The following is an 18765-nucleotide window of genomic DNA, read 5'->3' as shown; positions in this document are numbered from 1 at the left end:
AGCCCCCGCCCCAGGGTATGGGGCCCGCCGCGGCACTGTCTTTGGGATGCCACACACGAGCCTATAGCACGCGCATTCGATTTACGGGGCCCGTCAGCCCTCTTCACCCAAACGTGTGGCGGCGCCACAACCTTCCCGCCCCGCCCCACGCCCGTACGCTGCGCAAACGCCGCCCCGCGCGGAAGGGGCCGGCACGCAACCCGGCGGGCGCCCCACCCCGGCCGGCTCAGCCGGAACCCGGCAGCGCTCGCTCCAGCGCGTCGAACGTGCTCCGCAGCACCTCCACCTGCTCAACGGCGACCTCGTCCACCGGGTCACCCGCGAGCTGCCGGACCGCGGCGTGCGCGTACGCGGCCCGGATCCCCGCGACGATCAGCGCCGCGGCCAGCCGGGCGCGCTGGTCGGGCCGCCCACCCCCGACGCCCCCATCCCCACCCCTGCCCCTGTCCCCGCCCTCGTCCCCGTCGGCAGCCTCGACGAGGAGCCCGGCGAGGACGTCCTCCAGCTCCTCGACCGCCTCGCGTCCCCGCGCCCGCAGCGCCGGCGAGTCCAGCACCGTGCGCCAGAAGTGCGCGAACCCCTCCCCCACCCCGGCCAGGGGGTGCCGCTGCGCCAGCAGGTCGAGGGTGAGCCGGCGCAGCGCGGTCAGCGGCGACTCGCCCGCGGCGCGCTCCCGGACGGCGCGGGTGAGCAGTTCGCGCCCCTCCGGGATCCGGTCGAGGAAGAGGTCCTCCTTGCGCGGGAAGTAGTTGAAGACGGTCATCGTGGAGACTTCGGCGGCCCGCGCCACCTCGGCGACGGTGACGTTGTCGAAGCCGCGCTCGATGAACAGCAGGGTGGCCTCGCCGGAGATCCGCTGCCGGGTGCGCAGCTTCTTGCGCTCGCGCAGCGACAGCCGCCCGTCCTCCTCGCCGAAGCCGGTCTCCGCCCATCGGCCGCCGACCCGCCCGTCACCGGTCCCCTCGGCGCCGTCGCGCCGCCGCTCATCCGCCATGGCCGGAATTCTAGGCCGCCCTCCGAAAAATTTTTTACCCACAACAAATTTTTAGTGACTACAATCCCGACCATGACCCATGACGCAGACGTAGTCGTGGCAGGGGGCGGCCCGGTGGGGCTGATGCTCGCCTGCGAACTGGCACTGGCGGACGTCTCGGTCGTCGTCCTGGAGCGACTGACCGAGGTGGACACGAAGATCAAAGCGGGGGCGATCAACTCCCCCAGCGCGGAGGCCTTCTACCGGCGCGGGATGCTGCCCGAGCTGGCAGAGGTGCAGCGCGGCGCCATCGAGAAGTTCGGCGCGTTCCTGCGGCAGCGGCAGACCGCGGGCGCCGCCGGGGTGAAGCTGCCGCCGAGGTTCGCCGGTCACTTCGCCGGCATCATGCTGCGCGGCGACCTCCTGGACACGTCCGACCCGGACTTCGACGCCCCCGGACCGGCCGGCGAGGTCGGCCTGGTGCCCCAGGAGGCCCTGGAACGGCTGTTGGCCGACCGCGCGGCCGAGCTGGGCGTCGACCTGCGCCGCGGGGTCACGCTCACCGGCTTCGACGCCGACGAGGACGGCGTCCATGTGCACACCTCCGCGGGGTCGCTGCGCACCGGCTGGCTGGTGGGGTGCGACGGCGGGCGCAGCACGGTGCGCCGGCTCGCCGGCTTCCCGTTCCCCGGTACCGCTCCCGAGATCACCGGCCACCAGGCCCTCGTGGAGATGACCGGCTCCGAGGAGCTGGGGGCCGGCTGGAACTGGACCGAGACCGGGACGTACGCCCACGGCCCGATGCCCGGGCGGATCCTCACCGTGGAGTTCGACGGACCGCCCGCGGACCGCGAAGCGCCCGTCACCGCCGAGGAGTTGGAGACGTCCCTCCGGAACGTCTCGGGGGTCGAGGGGGTACGGATCCACAAGGTCCTCTCGGCGACCCGGTTCACGGACAACGCCCGCCAGGTGCCCGACTATCGGGCGGGCCGGGTGCTGCTGGCCGGCGATGCGGCGCATGTGCACTCGCCGTTCGGCGGCCAGGGGCTGAACCTCGGCCTCGGCGACGCGATGAACCTGGGCTGGAAGCTGGCCGCCACGGTGCGCGGCTGGGCACCGGAGGGGCTGCTCGACACCTACACCGCCGAGCGGCACCCGATAGGCGCCTGGGTCCTCCAGTGGACCCGGGCCCAAGTGGCGCTGATGCGGCCGGAACCGCACGCCCGGGCGCTGCGCGAGGTGATCGCCGAACTGACCGGCACAGTCGCCGCCACCACCTTCTTCGCCAAGAAGATCTCCGGGGTCTGGCAGCGGTACGAGCTGCCGGGGGACCATCCGCTGACCGGCCGGAGCGCGCCCGACCTGGAGCTCTCCGACGGCAGCCGGCTCGCGGACCATCTGCGCGGCGGGCAGGGGCTGTTGCTCGACCTCGCCGACGACGCGGACCTGCGCGGGCGCGCCGCCGGGTACGGCGACCGGGTGCGGCTGCTGACCGCCGGCTGTCCGAAGCGGCCCGACCTGGCCGGGATCCTGGTGCGGCCGGACGGCTGCACCGCCTGGGCGGCGGACGCGCCCGGCTCCGGCGGTGCGCCTGACGAGCTGGACGAGCTGGACGAGCTGGACGAGCTGGACGTCGCGCTCGGGCAGTGGTTCGGCACCCCCGCCGCAGCGGCGGCCTGAGGGCCGAAAACCGGCCATGGGCGTCGCACGGTCGGTCGCTCCGGCCGCCGTGCGCCGCCCGCCCCGCCCGCGTACGCCCCCGATCGGTGCCGGCCGACTCCCTAACTCGCCCCGGTGGCGCTAGCGTCGAACCATGACCGTCACCCCGCCAGCATTCCCGCACGATGTGGCAGCCGTCCGCGAGGCCACCGACCGGCTCCTGGTATCGGTGAGCAAGCTCGACGACGCGGCGATCGGCGAACCGTCGTTGCTCCCCGGTTGGACCCGCGGCCACGTCCTGGCCCATGTGGCACGCAACGCCGACGCCCTGGTCAACCTCCTCACCTGGGCGCGTACGGACGTCGTCACGCCCATGTACGCAAGCGACGGGGCCCGCGACGCCGATATCGCGCGCGACGCCGACCGCCCCCTGGCCGCGCATCTGGACGACCTCAGGGAGAGCGCCGCGCGGTTCGACGCGGCGGCCGACGCGCTGCCGGAGGCGCGCCGGTCGTTCGAGGTCGAGATGCGCAACGGCGTCGTCGAGCGGGCCGACCGGCTGCCGCTGCGCCGGCTCGCCGAGGTCGAACTGCACCACGTCGACCTCGGCGTCGGCCACACCGTCGACCAGCTGTCGCCGGACTTCCTCGACAGCGAGCTGGCGTTCCTCGCCACGATCAAGTTCGCCGGCCATCCCGGCCTGCCCGCCCTGGAGCTGCACGCCGACGACGGTCGCCGGTGGCGCACCGGGCGCCCGGACACCGGCGCCGGCAGCGGGGCCGGGCCCGTGGTGGTCTCGGGGTCCCGGGCGGCCCTGGTGGGCTGGCTCACCGGCCGCGGCGACGGCACCGCACTCGACACCCACGGATCCGCGCTGCCTGTCGTACCCCCGCTCTAGAGTGGATTCATGGCCTACAGCGGAGCAGTGAAGGTCGGCGGAGCGGCCGACGTGCATGAGCTGACCGACGTGATGATCTCGAAGGTCGCGGTCGGCCCCACGGACAACAACGCCTATGTGCTGCGGTGCCGCGCGACCGACGAGCAGTTGCTGATCGACGCGGCCGCGGAGCCGCGCACCCTCCTCGCCCTGATCGGCGACAGCGGCCTGACGTCCGTGGTCACCACGCACCGGCATGGTGACCACTGGGGCGCGCTGCGCGAGGTGGTCGACGCGACGGGCGCGCGGACGTACGCGGGTCGGTACGACGCCGAGGGCATCCCCGTCCCCACGGACGTCCTGGTCGACGACGGCGACACCCTCACCGTCGGCCGGGTCCGGCTGACCGCGCGCCATCTGGTCGGCCACACCCCCGGCAGCATCGCGCTGATCTACGACGACCCGCACGGTCCCCCGCACCTGTTCACCGGCGACTGCCTGTTCCCCGGCGGCGTCGGCAACACCTGGGGGAACGCGGAGAACTTCACCAGCCTGATCGACGGCGTACAGGGCAAGCTCTTCGACCAACTCCCCGACGAGACCTGGGTCTATCCGGGCCACGGCAACGACACCACCCTCGGCGCCGAGCGTCCGCACCTCGCGGAGTGGCGCGCGCGGGGCTGGTAGCCGCGGGCGGACCCGGCACCGTACGGCGGGCGGGCTCCCGGCGGCCGAAGGCGGGGAGGCACTCCCTGATCAGGGGTGTCTCCCCGCTCTCCATGAGCCGCCGGCACCGTCAGGCGTCGATGCGCTCCTTGGTCTCCGCCTCCGCCGCCTGCTTCTTCGAGGCGCGCAGGCTGGTGATCGTGGTGACGACGAGCACGGCGCAGATGACGCCCAGGGAGACCGGAATGCTGATCTCCGGGACGGCGACGCCGGACTCGTGCAGGGCGTGCAGGACGAGCTTCACGCCGATGAAGCCCAGGATGATCGACAGGCCGTAGGAGAGGTGGACCAGCTTCTTCAGCAGTCCGCCGATCAGGAAGTACAGCTGCCGCAGACCCATCAGGGCGAAGGCGTTGGCGGTGAAGACGATGTACGGGTCCTGGGTGAGGCCGAAGATCGCCGGGATGGAGTCCAGCGCGAAGAGGACGTCGGTGGTGCCGATCGCCAGCATGACGATCAGCATCGGCGTCATCAGCCGCTTGCCGTTCTCGACGATGAACAGCTTGGTGCCGTGGTACCTGTCGGTCGAGGGGAAGCGCTTCTCGACCATCTTCAGGAAGCGGTTCTCCTCGAACTCCTCGTCCTGCTCCTCGGCGCGCGCTTCCTGGATGAGCTTCCACGCGGTCCAGATGAGGAACGCGCCGAAGAGGTAGAACACCCAGGAGAAGTTGGCGATGATCGCGGCGCCGGCGCCGATGAAACCGGCTCGCAGCACCAGCGCGATCAGCACGCCGACCATCAGGACCCGCTGCTGGTAGATCGTCGGTACCGCGAACTTCGCCATGATCAGTACGAAGACGAAGAGGTTGTCGACGCTCAGCGACTTCTCGGTGATGAAGCCTGCGAAGAACTCACCGGCCGGCGCGGCGCCGCCGAACAGCAGCAGTCCGAGGCCGAAGAGCGCGGCGAGGGTGATCCAGACGGCGGTCCAGATCCCGGCCTCCTTGAGGGAGACCTCGTGCGGTTTGCGTCCGCCGATGAAGAAGTCGGCGGCTATCAGGGCGCACAGACCGAGAACGGTCAGCACCCACAGGGTCAGGGAAACGTCCACTGCTCCTCCGGCAGAGTCGTACGGCACTCACAGCGTCGTCGCTGCCGGAGGTCTCTTCCGCCCCGTTCCGTCCAGGGAACGGGGCCGACGCCCCGGGATCTCGTCACACTCGCAATCCGTGATGACGGGTACGTCGTAGCGGGAATACTCCCCTCCGCACAAGAGAGAGTAAAGGAAGACCAAGGAAGAGTAAAGGGGTAGGCAAAAGCGCTGGTCAAGGGCGCTTCGGTGGATGCTCGTCCGCGGGTCGGGCCGCCCGGCGGGCCGCCGCGACCCGGCCCAGAACCTGGCGCAGTACCTCGCTGCCCCTGGGGACGAGCGGCGGCTCGTACGTCCAGGCATGGCCCACCCAGGGGTCGGCCAGATGTGCGTCGGGCACCGGAGTGATCCTCAGTAGGGACCGCCACAGCGGATCCAGGACCGGGCCGTACTCCCGGGCCTGGGCGCGGTCGGCGACCAACATCAGATGCACCCCGACCCCGGGGCCCTCGTCGGCCAGGTAGCGGAGCTGGGTGAGGGCACGGTCGTCGAAGCCGTGCGGGAAGTCATGGACGATCAGCAGCTGTTCGGCGATGTCCAGATCCGGCGGCAGGGCGTCCGCGGCCCGGCTGCGCACGGCCATCTGGACGAGGTCCACCCGGCGGATCAGCCCTTCCAGGACCGCCGCCACGCCCTTCGCCCCGGGAGGCGGGGCCGCGGGCAGCGCCCCGGTCTGAAGCAGCGGGGCGAGCGCGGGCGCCGCCGTGCCGCCCGGGTCGATGACCTGGACCGTGAAGTCTCCGGCGGGGTGGACGGCGAGCAGCCGGGCGGCGATCGCGACGGCGGTGTCCATGGCGAGCCGACGCAGCGCGGCCTCGTCCGGCGGACCGTCGATCAGCGCGCTGCCCAGCTCCCGCCGCCCGTACTCACGCTCGGGGTCGGCGCCGCCCCGGAGGAAGGAGTCGGGACCGCTGTCGATCCACAGACCGCGCTCCAGGGGGAGCCGTACAAGCATGGGGATGCGCAGGTCCAGGACCTCCGGGAGGTGCAGATCGCCCAGGCGCAGCGCCATCGGCCGCTCCTGTGGAGCGTGGTGGCCGTGCCACACGGGGTTGTCCCAGCGGGCGAAGGCGGGCGGCAGCGCGGGCTCCACCACCGCCGACTCGGCCGTGAGCTGGGCCAGGTCGCGGTCGAGGGCGGCGCGGGCCTGGGTGAGAAGGGTGGCGTGTTTGTCGCGGGCGGCGGCGCGGGCGGCGTCGGCGGCCGTGCCGAGGCGGTTGCGGGGGTCGGCGAGGACCCGGTCGAGCTCCTGCTCCAGCCGGGACTCGGCGAAGTCGGACGCGCTGCGGTAGGCCGCGACCGAACGCGCCAGGTCCTCGAACATGCCCCAGACCTGGTTGTAGAGCCGCTCCTCCATGCTCCATCCGGCGGCGTCCCCGGCCACGGGGGTCGGGGGGCCGTCGGGGGCGCTGTCGGGGGCCGCGGCCGGGACGGTGGACCCGGCGGCCGGTTCCGGGGCGGTGGGTGCGGGGGTGCTGCGGCGCTCGGGATGCCGGTAGTCGACGGGACGGCCGGGTGTGGGGGCGGCTTTGGACTTGGCGGCGGACCCGGCGGCGGGGGCGGCCTTGGCGGCCGGTCCGGGCTTGGCTGCGGGGTCGGTCGCCGCGTCCCTGCCGGCGCCCGTGCCGGACGCCGCCGGGTCGGTCACGCCTGCCGGGCCGTCAGTCGCCGGCGTGGTCCCGGAGTCGGAGCGTTCCGTGGCGGGTGGAGCGGTCGGTCCGGCGCCGGCGCGGGCGCCCCCTCCGGGCTGCTCGGAACGACCCGCCGTGACGGGGGCGGGCGCGGGGACCGCGCGGGCGTGCCCCTGCCGGACCGCCTCCTCGATCTCCGCGGCCAGCTCCGCCGCCTGCGGCAGGCCCTGATCGCGCAGCATCGCGGGGAGGCCGTCGGCGTAGCCCTGGCCCACCGCGCGCACCTTCCACGCGCCCTGCCTGCGGTACAGCTCCAGTGCGACGACGGCGGACTCGGGGCCGAGGCCGGTGATGGTGTAGCCGGCGAGGGGCGCGCCGTCGAGCCCGGTGACCGTGACGGACGGCGCGGCGGTGGCACCGAAGGTGGTCAGAGTGCCGATCCCGGTGGGCAGCGCCAACAGCACGCTCACCCGGTGGACGGCATCGGGCAGTGCGTCCAGGTCGACCGCGATGCGGTGCTCGGCGGCCGCCTGACGGGGGACCTCGATACCGGTGCGGCGGGGCGCGCCCGGATGGGCCACCGCCTCGACGCCGGAGAGCCTGCCCTGCTCGTCGCCGAGCGTCACGCCGGCCACGACGGGGCCGCCCGCCGCGATCCTGACCTCCACCCGGGTCCGGTCCAGTGGATGGTTCTGCCCCCGGACCAGCTCGGCCGTCATCGTCGTTCCCCCTGGTTGTGGTACGTCCCGGGGCCGGCCCGGGCCGGCGGGCCCAGGTGTGCGGCGGCGCGGCCCGGGTGCGCGCTGCCGCGGCGTGTGGTGACTACAGGTGCGGCAGGATCGCCGGCACCAGGTCCTGGAACGTCCGACCGGCGGAGGGCTCACCGATGGCGGTCATCTGCCAGCCGTTGCCGACGCGGTGCACCTTCGACATGACCTGGGCGGTGTAGTCGCCGCCGCCCGTCAGGGTGTAGCGGGCCAGCTCCTGACCGGTGGTCTCGTCGACCAGACGGCAGAAGGCGTCCTGCACCTCGGCGAAGGTCTGGCCGGTGAAGGAGTTGACGGTGAACACGATCTGGTCGATGTGCACCGGCACCCGCATCAGGTCCACCAGGATCGCCTCGTCGTCACCGCCCTGGCCCGCGCCGCCGACCAGGTTGTCGCCGGTGTGCCGGACCGCGCCGTCGTCGCTGACCAGGTGCTGGAAGAAGACGACGTCGATCGGCTTCTTGTCGGCGAAGAGCACCGCCGAGGCATCGAGGTCGATCTCGTTGGTGCGCCGACCGAACAGGCCACGGCGCGGCGCCGAGCGCCACCCCAGTCCCATCCGCACCGCGGTCAGCGTGCCTCCGTCGGACTTCTGCAGGCTGATGCCCTGCCCCTTGGACAAATTGACCGACACGCGCCGTCCCCTCTCTGTACTGTCCCCGCCCAGCTTTCCGGCGGCTGCTTCGACCCTACGCACGACGGCGGGCCGGGGGCGCTCCGGCCCCGCGTATTGTGGCGTTTCTGCAACACCGGGGCGGCTCGACCCGGCCGCCCCGGGCCCGTCACTTCACCCCGGCCTCCCTCATCTGCCGCAGCTCCTTCTTCAGTTCGCTCACTTCGTCACGGAGCCTGGCGGCCACCTCGAACTGCAACTCGGCCGCGGCGGCCCGCATCCGCTCCGTCATCTCCTCGATGAGCTCGGCCAGTTCGGCGGCGGGACGGTCCGTCAGCACCTCGCCGGCCTTGCCGCCCTTGCCCTTCGCGGCCTTCCCGCCCTGGGCGCCGAGCGCCGGGACCGGCGCCTTGCCCTTGGCGTCCTTGCCCTGGCCCGCCTTGCGGTACCCGCTGCCCAGCAGCTCCTGGGTGTCGATCTCCTCCCGGGCGATCGTCGCGACGATGTCGCCGATCTTCTTGCGGAGCGGCTGCGGATCGATGCCGTTCGCCTTGTTGTACGCCAGCTGCTTCTCCCGGCGGCGATTGGTCTCATCGATGGCCTTCTCCATCGCCCGGGTGATCTTGTCGGCGTACATGTGCACCTGTCCGGAGACGTTGCGCGCCGCACGGCCGATCGTCTGGATGAGCGCCGAGCCCGAGCGCAGGAAGCCTTCCTTGTCGGCGTCCAGGATCGCCACCAGGGAGACCTCGGGGAGGTCGAGGCCCTCTCGCAGCAGGTTGATGCCGACCAGCACGTCGTACTCACCCGCGCGCAGCTCGCGCAGCAGCTCCACGCGCCGCAGGGTGTCCACGTCGCTGTGCAGGTAGCGGACCTGGATGCCCAGCTCCAGGAAGTAGTCCGTGAGGTCCTCGGCCATCTTCTTGGTGAGGGTGGTGACCAGGACGCGCTCGTTCTTCTCCGTGCGCAGCCGGATCTCGTGCACCAGGTCGTCGATCTGTCCGTCGGTGGGCTTGACCACCACCTCCGGGTCGACCAGGCCGGTCGGGCGGATGATCTGCTCCACGAACCCGTCGCTCCGGGCGAGCTCGTACGGGCCGGGGGTCGCGGACAGGTAGACCGTCTGGCCGATCCGCTCCAGGAACTCCTCCCACTTCAGCGGGCGGTTGTCCAGGGCGGACGGCAGCCGGAAGCCGTGGTCGACCAGGGTGCGCTTACGGGAGGCGTCGCCCTCGTACATGGCGCCGATCTGCGGGACGGTGACGTGCGACTCGTCGATGACCAGCAGGAAGTCGTCCGGGAAGTAGTCGATGAGGGTGTTGGGCGCGGAGCCGGGCTCACGGCCGTCCATGTGCATCGAGTAGTTCTCGATGCCCGAGCAGGAGCCGATCTGCCGCATCATCTCGATGTCGTACGTGGTGCGCATCCGCAGCCGCTGGGCCTCCAGCTGCTTGCCCTGCTTCTCCAGCGTGGCGAGGCGGTCCGCCAGCTCGGCCTCGATGCCTGCGACGGCCCGCTCCATGCGCTCCGGGCCGGCGATGTAGTGGCTGGCCGGGAAGATGTACAGCTGCTGGTCCTCGCTGATGACCTCGCCGGTGAGCGGGTGCAGGGTGGAGAGCGCCTCGATCTCGTCGCCGAACATCTCGATCCGCACGGCGAGCTCCTCGTAGACCGGGAAGATCTCGATGGTGTCGCCGCGGACCCGGAAGGTGCCCCGGGTGAAGGCCACGTCGTTGCGGGTGTACTGGATGTCGACGAAACGGCGCAGCAGCTGGTCGCGGTCGATCTCGTCGCCGACATTCAGGGGGACCATCCGGTCGACGTACTCCTGCGGCGTACCCAGGCCGTAGATACAGGACACCGAGGCGACCACGACGACGTCACGCCGGGTGAGCAGCGAGTTCGTCGCGGAGTGGCGCAGCCGTTCGACCTCCTCGTTGATGGAGGAGTCCTTCTCGATGTACGTATCGGACTGCGGGACGTACGCCTCGGGCTGGTAGTAGTCGTAGTAGGAGACGAAGTACTCGACGGCGTTGTTCGGCAGCAGCTCACGGAATTCGTTGGCGAGCTGGGCCGCGAGGGTCTTGTTGGGCGCCATGACGAGCGTCGGGCGTTGCAGCTTCTCGATCATCCACGCGGTGGTCGCCGACTTGCCGGTGCCGGTCGCACCCAGCAGGACGACATCCTTTTCACCCCCGCGGATGCGCCGCTCCAGCTCGGCGATGGCCGCCGGCTGGTCGCCATTGGGCTGGTAGGGGCTGACGACCTCGAAAGGCGCCACCGTGCGTTCGATCTTTGATACGGGCCGCATGGGATCCACCGTACGACCCGCCACTGACAATCGACGCGGCAACTGCTCCGACCTGCGGTGACGTGGGGGTGCCGGCGGGTGCTCGCGCCCCGCTCCCCGGCCGCTGCGGCGCGGGGCGGCGACGGTGGTGCGCGGGTACGTCCGCCGCACGGCCGACCGGGCCCCAGACCCGGTCCGCCCCCGTCCCGTCCGTGCCGGACGCATGCGCACGGAGCAGCGACCTCGATCCCTCCTTTTTCGGCATATCACCAAAACCGGTCACAAGCGCGATGGGTGACGCACCATCGCACAAGATGCGCGGATGCCGCACCTCCGGCAAGTTGGACGGCGTCGGGGCGCACGTCTGTTGCACGGCTTATCCGGGCATCCTGCAACTACGGACGCTCCGCACGGAACCACCGGCCCCTTCTCGTTCAGCGCCCGGCCACCGCACGACCGCCTCCCGCCACGGCCCGGCCGCGAGCCTCTGCCCTTCCGATCCCGGTTCACTTCACGTCACCTCACGCCAACGACGTCACGAGGAGTCCGTATGCGTATCCGCCCCGTCGCCACCGTTGTCGCCGGTGCGCTCATGGGTCTGTCCGCGCTCGTCCTCTCCGCACCCGCCGCCCAGGCCGCACCGCACGGACACACTCCGGAGACGGTCGCCCACCGCGGCGCCTCGTCGTACGCGCCCGAGAACACCCTCGCCTCCATCGACGAGGCCGCCCGGCTCGGCATCGAGTGGGTCGAGAACGACGTCCAGCGCACCAAGGACGGCGAGCTGGTCATCCTCCACGACAACTCCCTCGCCCGGACCACCAACGTCAAGAAGGTCTTCCCCGACCGCTCCCCCTGGAACGTCGCGGACTTCACCCTCAAGGAGATCGAGAAACTCGACGCGGGCAGCTGGTTCGGACCGCAGTTCCAGGGTGAGCGGGTGCCCACCCTGGAGGACTACATGGACGAGGTCGAGCACAACGACCAGAGCCTGCTGATGGAGCTCAAGTCGCCGGAGCTCTATCCCGGCATCGAACGTCAGACCCTCCGGGAGCTGCACCACTTGGGGTGGCTGGACAGGGACCACGTCAAGCACCGCCTGATCATCCAGAGCTTCAACGCCGACACCCTCCAGACGGTCCACTCCCTGCGGCCCGACGTCATGACGGGCTTCCTCGGCAATCCGTCCGTCGCCGACCTGCCGAAGTACGCGAAGTACTGCGACCAGATCAACCCCGTCCACACGGCGGTCACCCCGGAGTACGTCGCGGCCGTGCACGGCCTGAGGGGTCCGCACCGCCGTTCGCTGGACCTGTACACCTGGACCGTCGACGACCCGGCCACCGCGGTGAAGGTCGCCGATCTGGGCGTCGACGGGATCATCACCAACAAGCCCGACGTGGTGCGCGACGCGGTGGAGGGCCGGGACCAGGGCCACGACTGAGCGCCCGGAGCCGACGGGGAACCGGGCGCCGGCGAGGTCGCCGACCCGTTCCCCCGTCGTGGTGCCGTCCCCGGCGCGTTGTCAGTGGGTCGTCCTACCCTGATCAGGTGACGCACTCCGAGCAGGTTCCCGTACCGGCGGCGGGGCACGTGGCCCGCCGCGACTGGTCCTGGACGTGCCTGACCACCCCGATCGGCCCGCTGCTCCTCGCCGCGACCCGCGAGGGCCTGGCCCAGGTCGTCTTCCACGCCGACGAGCGGACGGCCCGCCGCGCGCTGACCCGTCTGGAGCAGTTCTTCGGCGGCCCGCCGCAGCCGGAGACACCGCCATTGGCGACGGCCGCCGCCGAGCTCACCGCCTACTTCTCCGGGGAGCTGCGGTCCTTCACCGTCCCCCTGGACTGGTCGCTCTCCGCCGGCTTCAACGCCCGGGTGCTGCATGCCCTGGCCGACGGCGTCCCCTACGGCAGCGTGGTCGGCTATCAGGACCTCGCCGACCGGGTCGGGGAGCCGGGCGCGGCCCGCGCGGTGGGCGCGGCGATGGGCTCCAATCCGCTGCCGGTCGTCGTGCCCTGCCACCGCGTCGTCGCCAGCGACGGCGGGATCGGCGGCTTCGGCGGCGGTCTGGAGACCAAGCGTCTGCTGCTGGCCCTCGAAGGCGTGCTGCCCGCCCCGCTCTTCTGACCCCGACCGTCGTCGGCCCTCACCGAGGCCGGCTCCTACGAAAGCAGTGCCATGTCCCGCCAGATCGCCCTGCTCCGCGGCATCAACGTCGGAGGCCACAACTCCTTCCCCAAGGCCCGGCAGCTGGCGCTGGCCGAGTCCCTGGGCTTCACGGACGTCTCCGTCCTGCTGCAGACCGGCAACCTCGTCTTCACGGACCCCGGGACGCCGCCCGAGGAGACGGCGCGGCTGCTGCACGACCGGATCGCCGCCGATCTCGGCCTGGACGTGCCGGTCGTCGTCCGCACCCGCGACGAGCTGGCCGCCGCGATCGACGCCAACCCGTTCCCGCAGGCCGTGCCGGAGCCCAAGAGCCTGCACGTCACGTTCCTGTCGGCAGCGCCGACGGACACCTCACGGCTGGAGGCCCTCGACGAGGCCGCGTTCGTGCCCGATCGGTTCCGGCTGATCGGGCGCGAACTGTACCTGTGGTGCCCGGGCGGCATCGGCCGCTCCAAGCTCGCCGAGCGGGTGAGCCGCGCCCCGCTCGGGGTGACGGCGACAGCCCGTAACTGGAACACCGTCACCAAGCTGCTCGCCCTGGCGGACGGCTGACGCCACCGGCGCCCCCGGTGGTCAGCGCCAGCCGTAGCGCTCGCGCAGCCGGTTCACGACCAGGTTGAAGCGGCCCCGGTCCAAGGCGCACGCCTCGCGGCGCATCCCGGCCGGATGCACCCGCAGCACCCGGTCCACCGCCACCCACGAGTCACGCCCCGCCCGGTCCCACGGGCCGGCGCCGAGGGGAACCCACTCCCGGTCGTTGGCGTGCCGCTTGCTGGACAGCTGCACGGCCAGCAGCGTCCCGCCCGTCTCCCGGGCCACGACCAGCACCGGCCGGTCCTTGCCCCGGCCGTCGTTCTCCTCGTAGGGCACCCAGGTCCACACGATCTCCCCGGGGTCAGGGTCGCCGTCCGGGTCGGGTGCGTAGGCCGTCGTCACGGTGCCGACGGAGCGCGCGTGGGCCTCCACGGTCGCGTTGGGCCCGTGCCTGCCGGGCAGCGCGTCGGAGGGGTCGGAGGGGTCGGATGCATGGAAAGAAGTCGTCACGCCCTCACGCTAACCGCCGCCCTGAGCAGGGCCGTCACCGGTCCTCGGTCCGCGCTCCACGATCGATTGTCAGTGGTCGCCCGTACGGTTTTCAGCAGCGGGGGACGGCCGTCGGAGCCGCCCGGGGAGGGGAGAGCCATGTCCGAGACCACGACGTACCTGGAGCTGTCGCAAGAGGGCGGCGGCGCCCACAAGTTCTACGAGGTGACGGTGGAGGGCACGGTCGTCTCGGTGCGCTACGGGCGCATCGGCGCGGCCGGCCAGCAGCAGACCTCGACGTTCCCGACGCGGGAGAAGGCCCAGGCCGCGGCCGCGAAGAAGATCGGCGAGAAGGTCCGCAAGGGCTACGCGCCCGCGGTCCAGGGACAGCGCGCCGCCCGGCCAGTGACGCGCCGTCAGGTCTCCTCCGCACCGTCCACGGCCCGCGCGGTCGCACCGGTGCTGTGGCGGTTCCGCACCGGCGCCGCGGCCTTCGGCATCCACATCGCCGAGGACCGCTGCTGGGTCGGCAACCAGAGCGGCGACGTCTACACCCTCGGCCACGACGGCGAGGTGCTGGCGCGCTACCAACTCCCCGACGGCGTCAAGTGCCTGGTGGCGGACGACTTCTGGATCTACGCCGGGTGCGACGACGGCACGGTCTACGACCTCTCCTCGAAACTCCCCTTCGCCGCCTATGCCATCGCGCCCGACGTCGACATCTTCTGGCTGGACATCCACGAGGGCATCCTCAACGTCGCCGACCGCAGCGGCGGTCTGACGGTCATCGACCACGAGGACGAGTACCAGTGGTCGCGGCGCAGCACCGGACAGCAGGCCTGGATGGTCCGGCGCGACGAGCACGCCGTCTACCACGGCCACCACCGCGGTGTGACCGCCTACGCGGCGGACGGCAGCGGGGAGTTGTGGCACACCCCGACCACGGGCGCGGTGCTGTTCGGCTGGCAGGAGGACGACGCGGTGTACGCCGGCACCGACCGGCGGGTGGTGCAGCGGCTGGCGAAGGACGGCGGGGCACTGGAGGCCACGTACCCGTGCGACACCGTCGTCTACTCGTGCGCCACGGCCCCCGGTGGCCGCTACGTCTTCGCCGGCGACTCCGCCTCCTCGGTGTACTGCTTCACCGCCGACGGCACCCGACTGTGGAAGCTGGGCACGGGCGGCGGATCGGCGCTGTCGATGCAGTATCTGGACGAGAAGCTCTACATGGTCACCACCGACGGCTCCCTGGTGTGCGTAGACGTGAGCGACGCGGCGATCGACGCCGCCCGGCAGGGCACGGTGCCGGTGGCCAGGGATGTGAAGTCGGCCGCCGCGCTGCCCACGTACGCCCCGTCGGCCACGGTGCAGACGGTGGCCACCACGGCGGCCTCGGGGATCGTGGTGGAGTGCGTGCAGGAGGCCGGCCGGCTGCGCGTCCATGTGCTCTCCGACGGCTTCGAGCCGTCCTGGAACGTCCAGTTCCCGCGCCACATACGCCGGGCCGGAGCACGGTACGTCGTCGACGACCTGTCGGCGGCCTCGGGCGGGTTCTACCGCGTCCGGGGCGAGATCCGGCAGCTCGTCTGAGGCCGGGGCCCGGCGCTCAGCCGAGCCCGCTCCAGGCCGGCCGGCGGGGGTCGTCGACCCGCACGACGATGTCCGCCGCCTCCTCGGGCCGGGTCTCGGCCTCGTAGCGCGCGAAGGCGGGCAGCGTCCAACGCTGGTCCTCCGGGGTGAGCCGGACCAGCGCGGCCGGCGACAGCTTCAGGTGGACGGTGAGATCGAAGGGGAACCAGTGACCAAGCAACAGGGGACCGTGCAGCAGCAGGACGCCGCCGGGCGGCAGCGTCACGTACCCGCTGCGCGTCGCACGGTCCGCCACCGGATCCCACAGGTCCGACAGCACCCGCCCGGTGCCGCCCGGCTCCAGCGGCTGGAACACCTCGCGCCACAGCGCCTGCCGGTCGAACCACGCGTCGTGGTAGGCGTCGGGGTCCTCGCGGCCGTATTCGAGGCGCAGCGAGGCGGGGCGCAGGAAGCCGAAGGCGCCGGCCTTGTGCACCGACCGCCCCCGGATCCGCAGCGCCTCGGCGAGCCGCCCGGCGAGGTAGCCGGGCGCGCTCGCGGCACCTCCCTGCTCAAGCGAGGCCGAGAGCCCGAGGGCGGGAGCCCCGTCGATGCCCACTCTCAGCCAGCGGCTCCCGTCCGCCGCCTCCATAGTGGCGAGGCGCTCGGCGAGCGCGTCGATGAGCCTCTCCCAGGTGATCGCTTCCAGCCGCACCCCGCCATTCTGCCCGGCGGAGACGTCCTGGGCCCGGCCGGTCAACCGGAGAGCGGCCGCTCCGGCGGCGTGCCGAGGTGGAGGCCCGAGACGACGCCGGCCTGGATCACCGTGCCGTGCTGGACACCGCCGCTGATGGTGTTGTGCACCTCCCGCACCGCCGCCGAGTCGTCCGCGGGCGCCACCTCATCGAGCAGGGCGCGCAGTTCGGCCGCCGCGGCCGGGTCCTCGCTCAGCAGCCTGCGCAGCCGCAGCCGCCAGGCCGCGGTCACCCCGGCCACCGCGTCCCGGTCGCCTTCCTCCTGGGCCACCACGAGGTCGGCGCGCGCGGCGTCCAGTTCGGCGACGAGCGCCTCCTCGTCGGCCGCGCCCCGCCGCCGGGCGAGGAAACCGGCCATGCGGCGGCGGACCGCCGTCCAGCCCTCCGTCGCCATCTGCTGCACCAGCGTGGTCGCCCCTGCCGTGGCGAGCGCCACCAACTCCGCTTCCATCAGACCCCCTTGTGCGTGGTGTGCGTGGTGTGCGTTGTCCGTGCCCCAGTGTGACCGCGGTTCAGGCCCCGCCCGCGTCCGGCCGCGCCGCTCCGTAGCGGCTGAGTTCGGCCGCCGCCTCCTTCGTCGCCTCGATGACGCCGCCGGGAGCCACCGGCATCACGGACTTCTGCTTGAGCAGCAGGACCGCCCCCATGATGGAGCCGTCCCACATGATCGGCGCGGCACAGGAGTTCCAACCGGCCATGCACTCCTCGTACCCGAGCGCGTAGCCGAGGTCGCGCACCTCCGCGAGGGACGCCACCAGCGCGTCGTTGTCCCGGTAGACGCCGGGTCCTGCCTGGTCCGGTACGGGCTCGGCCAGCACCCGCTGCTGGAGCACCTCGGGGAGGTAGGCGAGGATCGTCCGCCCGGAGGCACCGGTGCGCAGGGACCGCGTCACGGACAGCACGTCGCGCGGCGTCATGCCGAGTTCGGCGAGGTCGGAGTCGCCGACGGCCATGTCGATGCACTGCCGTTGTGCACCGGAGAACGGGGCGACCATGTACAGGAAGGCCAGCCCCCCGTCGGTGGCCGTCCGCAGCTCGCCGAGGACCGTCTGCGCGCCGTCGAGGCGGTGGTCGAGCGCCGTGAAGGCGAGCTGGGCGGCCGAGGTGCGCAGCCGGTAGAGACCGCGGTCGACCCGCTCGAAGATCCGCTGGTAGATACCGGACTGGAGGATGCGGTAGACGACCGAGTCGTCCAGGCCGGTGAACTCGGCTATCTCGCCGGGTCCGTGGGCGGATCCGCCCAGTTCGGCGAAGGCCGTCTGGACGAGGAAGACCCGCTCGGCGTGGCCGGTTCCCGACGTCCGGGAACCCGCCGACGCCGTGCCCTTGGCCGTCTGACGCGTCGTCTTGGCGCGGCCCGGGGTCCCCGGAGCCCTCGTGGTGCCCGGCGCTGTGGTGCTGTTGCCCATCGTGTGCTCTCTCCCCTGGCAGTGTTCCGCGGCCGTGGCCGCACGGCAGTTCCGCTACGAGCCGGCGCCCCCGTCGCGCACGGCTCGGACGGCGGCCCCCGGCGGACGGTTCCGGCATGCGCCCCCGGAGGCGTTGTGCCCGTCCGGTGCCGCGGGCTACCGGAATTATCGGGTGACGTCCAGGGCCAGCTTCCCGGTCGGGGTGCGGGCCGCCAGGTCGTGGTGCGCCCGGGCCGCGGCACCGAGCGGGTGGACGGCGCCGATCAGCGTCCTGAGGGAGCCGTCGGCCACCGCGTCGAACAGCGCCTTCATGGAGGTCGGGAGCGCCGTGCGGTCCGCGTAGAGCTGCGGCAGCCAGAAGCCCGAGACGGTGAGCGACCGCTGCATCAGGTCCCGGGTCGGCACGCTCGCCAGGTCGCCGCCGGCGAATCCGTACACCGCGAGCCGGCCGCGCGGGGCGACGGCGGCGAGGGTCCGCGCGAAGGTGGCGCCACCGGTCATCTCCAGCGCCGCCTGGACCGGGCCGCCCGCCGCGTCCAGGATGCGCTCCGTCAGGTCCTCGGCGGTCGAGTCGACGACCGCGTGGGCGCCCAACTCCCGTGCCAGCTCGCGCTTTTCCGGGGTGCCCGCGAGGCCGATCACCCTCGCGCCGGCCCGCGCGGCGAGCTGGACAGCCAGCGAGCCCACGCCGCCCGCCGCGGCCGGTACGACGACGGTCTCGCCCTTGGTGATCCGCAACGAGGTGAAGAGCAGGTGCCAGGCGCTGTTGCCCTGGAGCGCCAGCGCGACGGCCTGTTCGTCGCTGACGGCGTCGGGGACGTCCCAGGTGACGCGGCGGTGCAGCAGGGTCCGCTCGGCGTACCCGCCGCCCCGGCAGAGGCCGACGACGCGCCGCCCGCCGTCCACGGTCCCCACGACCTCGTTGCCGGGTATGTACGGCAGCTCGACGGGCGCCAGATAGGAGTCCCCCCGTACGTGCACGTCCGCGTAGTTGATGCCGGCCAGGCTCACCTCGACCAGTGCGTGGCCGGTGCGGGGCGCAGGCTCGGGGACGTCCTCCAGGCGCAGCACGTCCGGGCCCCCGAATTCTCGCATCACGATCGCGCGCACATCTCTCCCTCACGTTCTCCGGTGCGGTGCCCGCACAGGGTAAGCACGGCGCTCACAGGACCGCGTGCGCCCGATCATTTCGCGCCAACCATTCGGTGCTTCCC

The 18765-nt window shown here is 72.3% G+C and carries 17 protein-coding genes; 7 read left to right on the top strand and 10 right to left on the bottom strand.

The genetic code is table 11. The features are described 5' to 3' along the window. Window positions 1-226: 226 nt before the first annotated feature. Window positions 227-994: a TetR/AcrR family transcriptional regulator gene (locus AB0C96_RS12760; protein ID WP_362916564.1), complete on the bottom strand. Its 768-nt coding sequence runs from the start codon at window positions 992-994 to the stop codon at window positions 227-229. Between the two features lie 72 nt (window positions 995-1066). Here AB0C96_RS12760 and AB0C96_RS12755 point away from each other — a divergent pair, with 72 nt between their 5' ends. From AB0C96_RS12755 to AB0C96_RS12745, 3 genes are all read left to right on the top strand, one after another. Next, on the top strand, window positions 1067-2653 hold the full coding sequence (locus AB0C96_RS12755; RefSeq protein WP_362916562.1) for an FAD-dependent monooxygenase: 1587 nt from the start codon (window positions 1067-1069) through the stop codon (window positions 2651-2653). 133 nt (window positions 2654-2786) lie between these two features. Next, window positions 2787-3530, top strand: a complete 744-nt coding sequence (locus AB0C96_RS12750; protein ID WP_362916560.1) for a maleylpyruvate isomerase family mycothiol-dependent enzyme — start codon at window positions 2787-2789, stop codon at window positions 3528-3530. A gap of 9 nt (window positions 3531-3539) precedes the next feature. After that, window positions 3540-4196, top strand: coding sequence for an MBL fold metallo-hydrolase (locus AB0C96_RS12745; protein WP_362916558.1), 657 nt, complete (start codon window positions 3540-3542; stop codon window positions 4194-4196). 109 nt (window positions 4197-4305) lie between these two features. On the opposite strand, the gene AB0C96_RS12740 is transcribed toward AB0C96_RS12745, so the two are convergent. The 4 genes from AB0C96_RS12740 to uvrB form a co-directional block, all read right to left on the bottom strand. Further along, a complete protein-coding gene (locus AB0C96_RS12740) occupies window positions 4306-5286 on the bottom strand; it encodes a TerC family protein (RefSeq protein WP_362916556.1) in 981 nt (326 codons plus the stop codon). Between the two features lie 214 nt (window positions 5287-5500). Further along, entirely contained in the window at window positions 5501-7675 is a 2175-nt protein-coding gene (locus AB0C96_RS12735; protein ID WP_362916554.1) for a TerD family protein, read from the bottom strand. A 103-nt stretch (window positions 7676-7778) separates the two neighbouring features. Next, complete coding sequence (locus AB0C96_RS12730; RefSeq protein WP_362916552.1) at window positions 7779-8357, bottom strand: TerD family protein; 579 nt, start codon at window positions 8355-8357, stop codon at window positions 7779-7781. 148 nt (window positions 8358-8505) lie between these two features. Beyond that, window positions 8506-10647 (bottom strand): excinuclease ABC subunit UvrB, encoded by a 2142-nt coding sequence (gene uvrB, locus AB0C96_RS12725; RefSeq protein ID WP_362916550.1) that lies wholly within the window; start codon window positions 10645-10647, stop codon window positions 8506-8508. Window positions 10648-11176: 529 nt separating this feature from the next. Between uvrB and AB0C96_RS12720 the strand changes: the two genes are divergently transcribed. From AB0C96_RS12720 to AB0C96_RS12710, 3 genes are all read left to right on the top strand, one after another. Continuing rightward, on the top strand, window positions 11177-12070 hold the full coding sequence (locus tag AB0C96_RS12720; protein ID WP_362916548.1) for a glycerophosphodiester phosphodiesterase family protein: 894 nt from the start codon (window positions 11177-11179) through the stop codon (window positions 12068-12070). Between the two features lie 107 nt (window positions 12071-12177). Further along, window positions 12178-12753, top strand: coding sequence for a methylated-DNA--[protein]-cysteine S-methyltransferase (locus AB0C96_RS12715; RefSeq protein ID WP_362916546.1), 576 nt, complete (start codon window positions 12178-12180; stop codon window positions 12751-12753). Window positions 12754-12804: 51 nt separating this feature from the next. After that, window positions 12805-13347, top strand: coding sequence for a DUF1697 domain-containing protein (locus AB0C96_RS12710; protein WP_362916544.1), 543 nt, complete (start codon window positions 12805-12807; stop codon window positions 13345-13347). 21 nt (window positions 13348-13368) lie between these two features. Here the strand turns inward: AB0C96_RS12710 and AB0C96_RS12705 are convergent, their stop codons facing one another. Next, the gene (locus tag AB0C96_RS12705; RefSeq protein WP_362916542.1) at window positions 13369-13839 is read right to left on the bottom strand and encodes a type II toxin-antitoxin system PemK/MazF family toxin; all 471 of its coding nucleotides are present in this window, start codon (window positions 13837-13839) and stop codon (window positions 13369-13371) included. 138 nt (window positions 13840-13977) lie between these two features. Here AB0C96_RS12705 and AB0C96_RS12700 point away from each other — a divergent pair, with 138 nt between their 5' ends. After that, complete coding sequence (locus AB0C96_RS12700; protein ID WP_362916540.1) at window positions 13978-15408, top strand: WGR domain-containing protein; 1431 nt, start codon at window positions 13978-13980, stop codon at window positions 15406-15408. A 16-nt stretch (window positions 15409-15424) separates the two neighbouring features. Here the strand turns inward: AB0C96_RS12700 and AB0C96_RS12695 are convergent, their stop codons facing one another. The 4 genes from AB0C96_RS12695 to AB0C96_RS12680 form a co-directional block, all read right to left on the bottom strand. After that, window positions 15425-16102 carry a uridine kinase gene (locus AB0C96_RS12695; RefSeq protein WP_362916538.1) on the bottom strand — a complete coding sequence of 226 codons (678 nt, stop codon included), beginning with the start codon at window positions 16100-16102 and terminating at the stop codon, window positions 15425-15427. Window positions 16103-16143: 41 nt separating this feature from the next. Continuing rightward, window positions 16144-16593 (bottom strand): hypothetical protein, encoded by a 450-nt coding sequence (locus AB0C96_RS12690; protein WP_362916536.1) that lies wholly within the window; start codon window positions 16591-16593, stop codon window positions 16144-16146. Window positions 16594-16654: 61 nt separating this feature from the next. After that, on the bottom strand, window positions 16655-17551 hold the full coding sequence (locus tag AB0C96_RS12685) for an IclR family transcriptional regulator C-terminal domain-containing protein (RefSeq protein ID WP_362916534.1): 897 nt from the start codon (window positions 17549-17551) through the stop codon (window positions 16655-16657). Window positions 17552-17716: 165 nt separating this feature from the next. Continuing rightward, window positions 17717-18661: a zinc-binding dehydrogenase gene (locus AB0C96_RS12680; protein ID WP_362916532.1), complete on the bottom strand. Its 945-nt coding sequence runs from the start codon at window positions 18659-18661 to the stop codon at window positions 17717-17719. Window positions 18662-18765 lie beyond the last annotated feature (104 nt).

Origin of the sequence: Streptomyces sp. NPDC048506 (genome assembly GCF_040651315.1) — a bacterium.
Taxonomy (GTDB): Bacteria; Actinomycetota; Actinomycetes; order Streptomycetales; family Streptomycetaceae; genus Streptomyces.
Note: the sequence above shows the minus strand (reverse complement) of the source record. Positions and strands in the feature narration are given on the sequence as shown.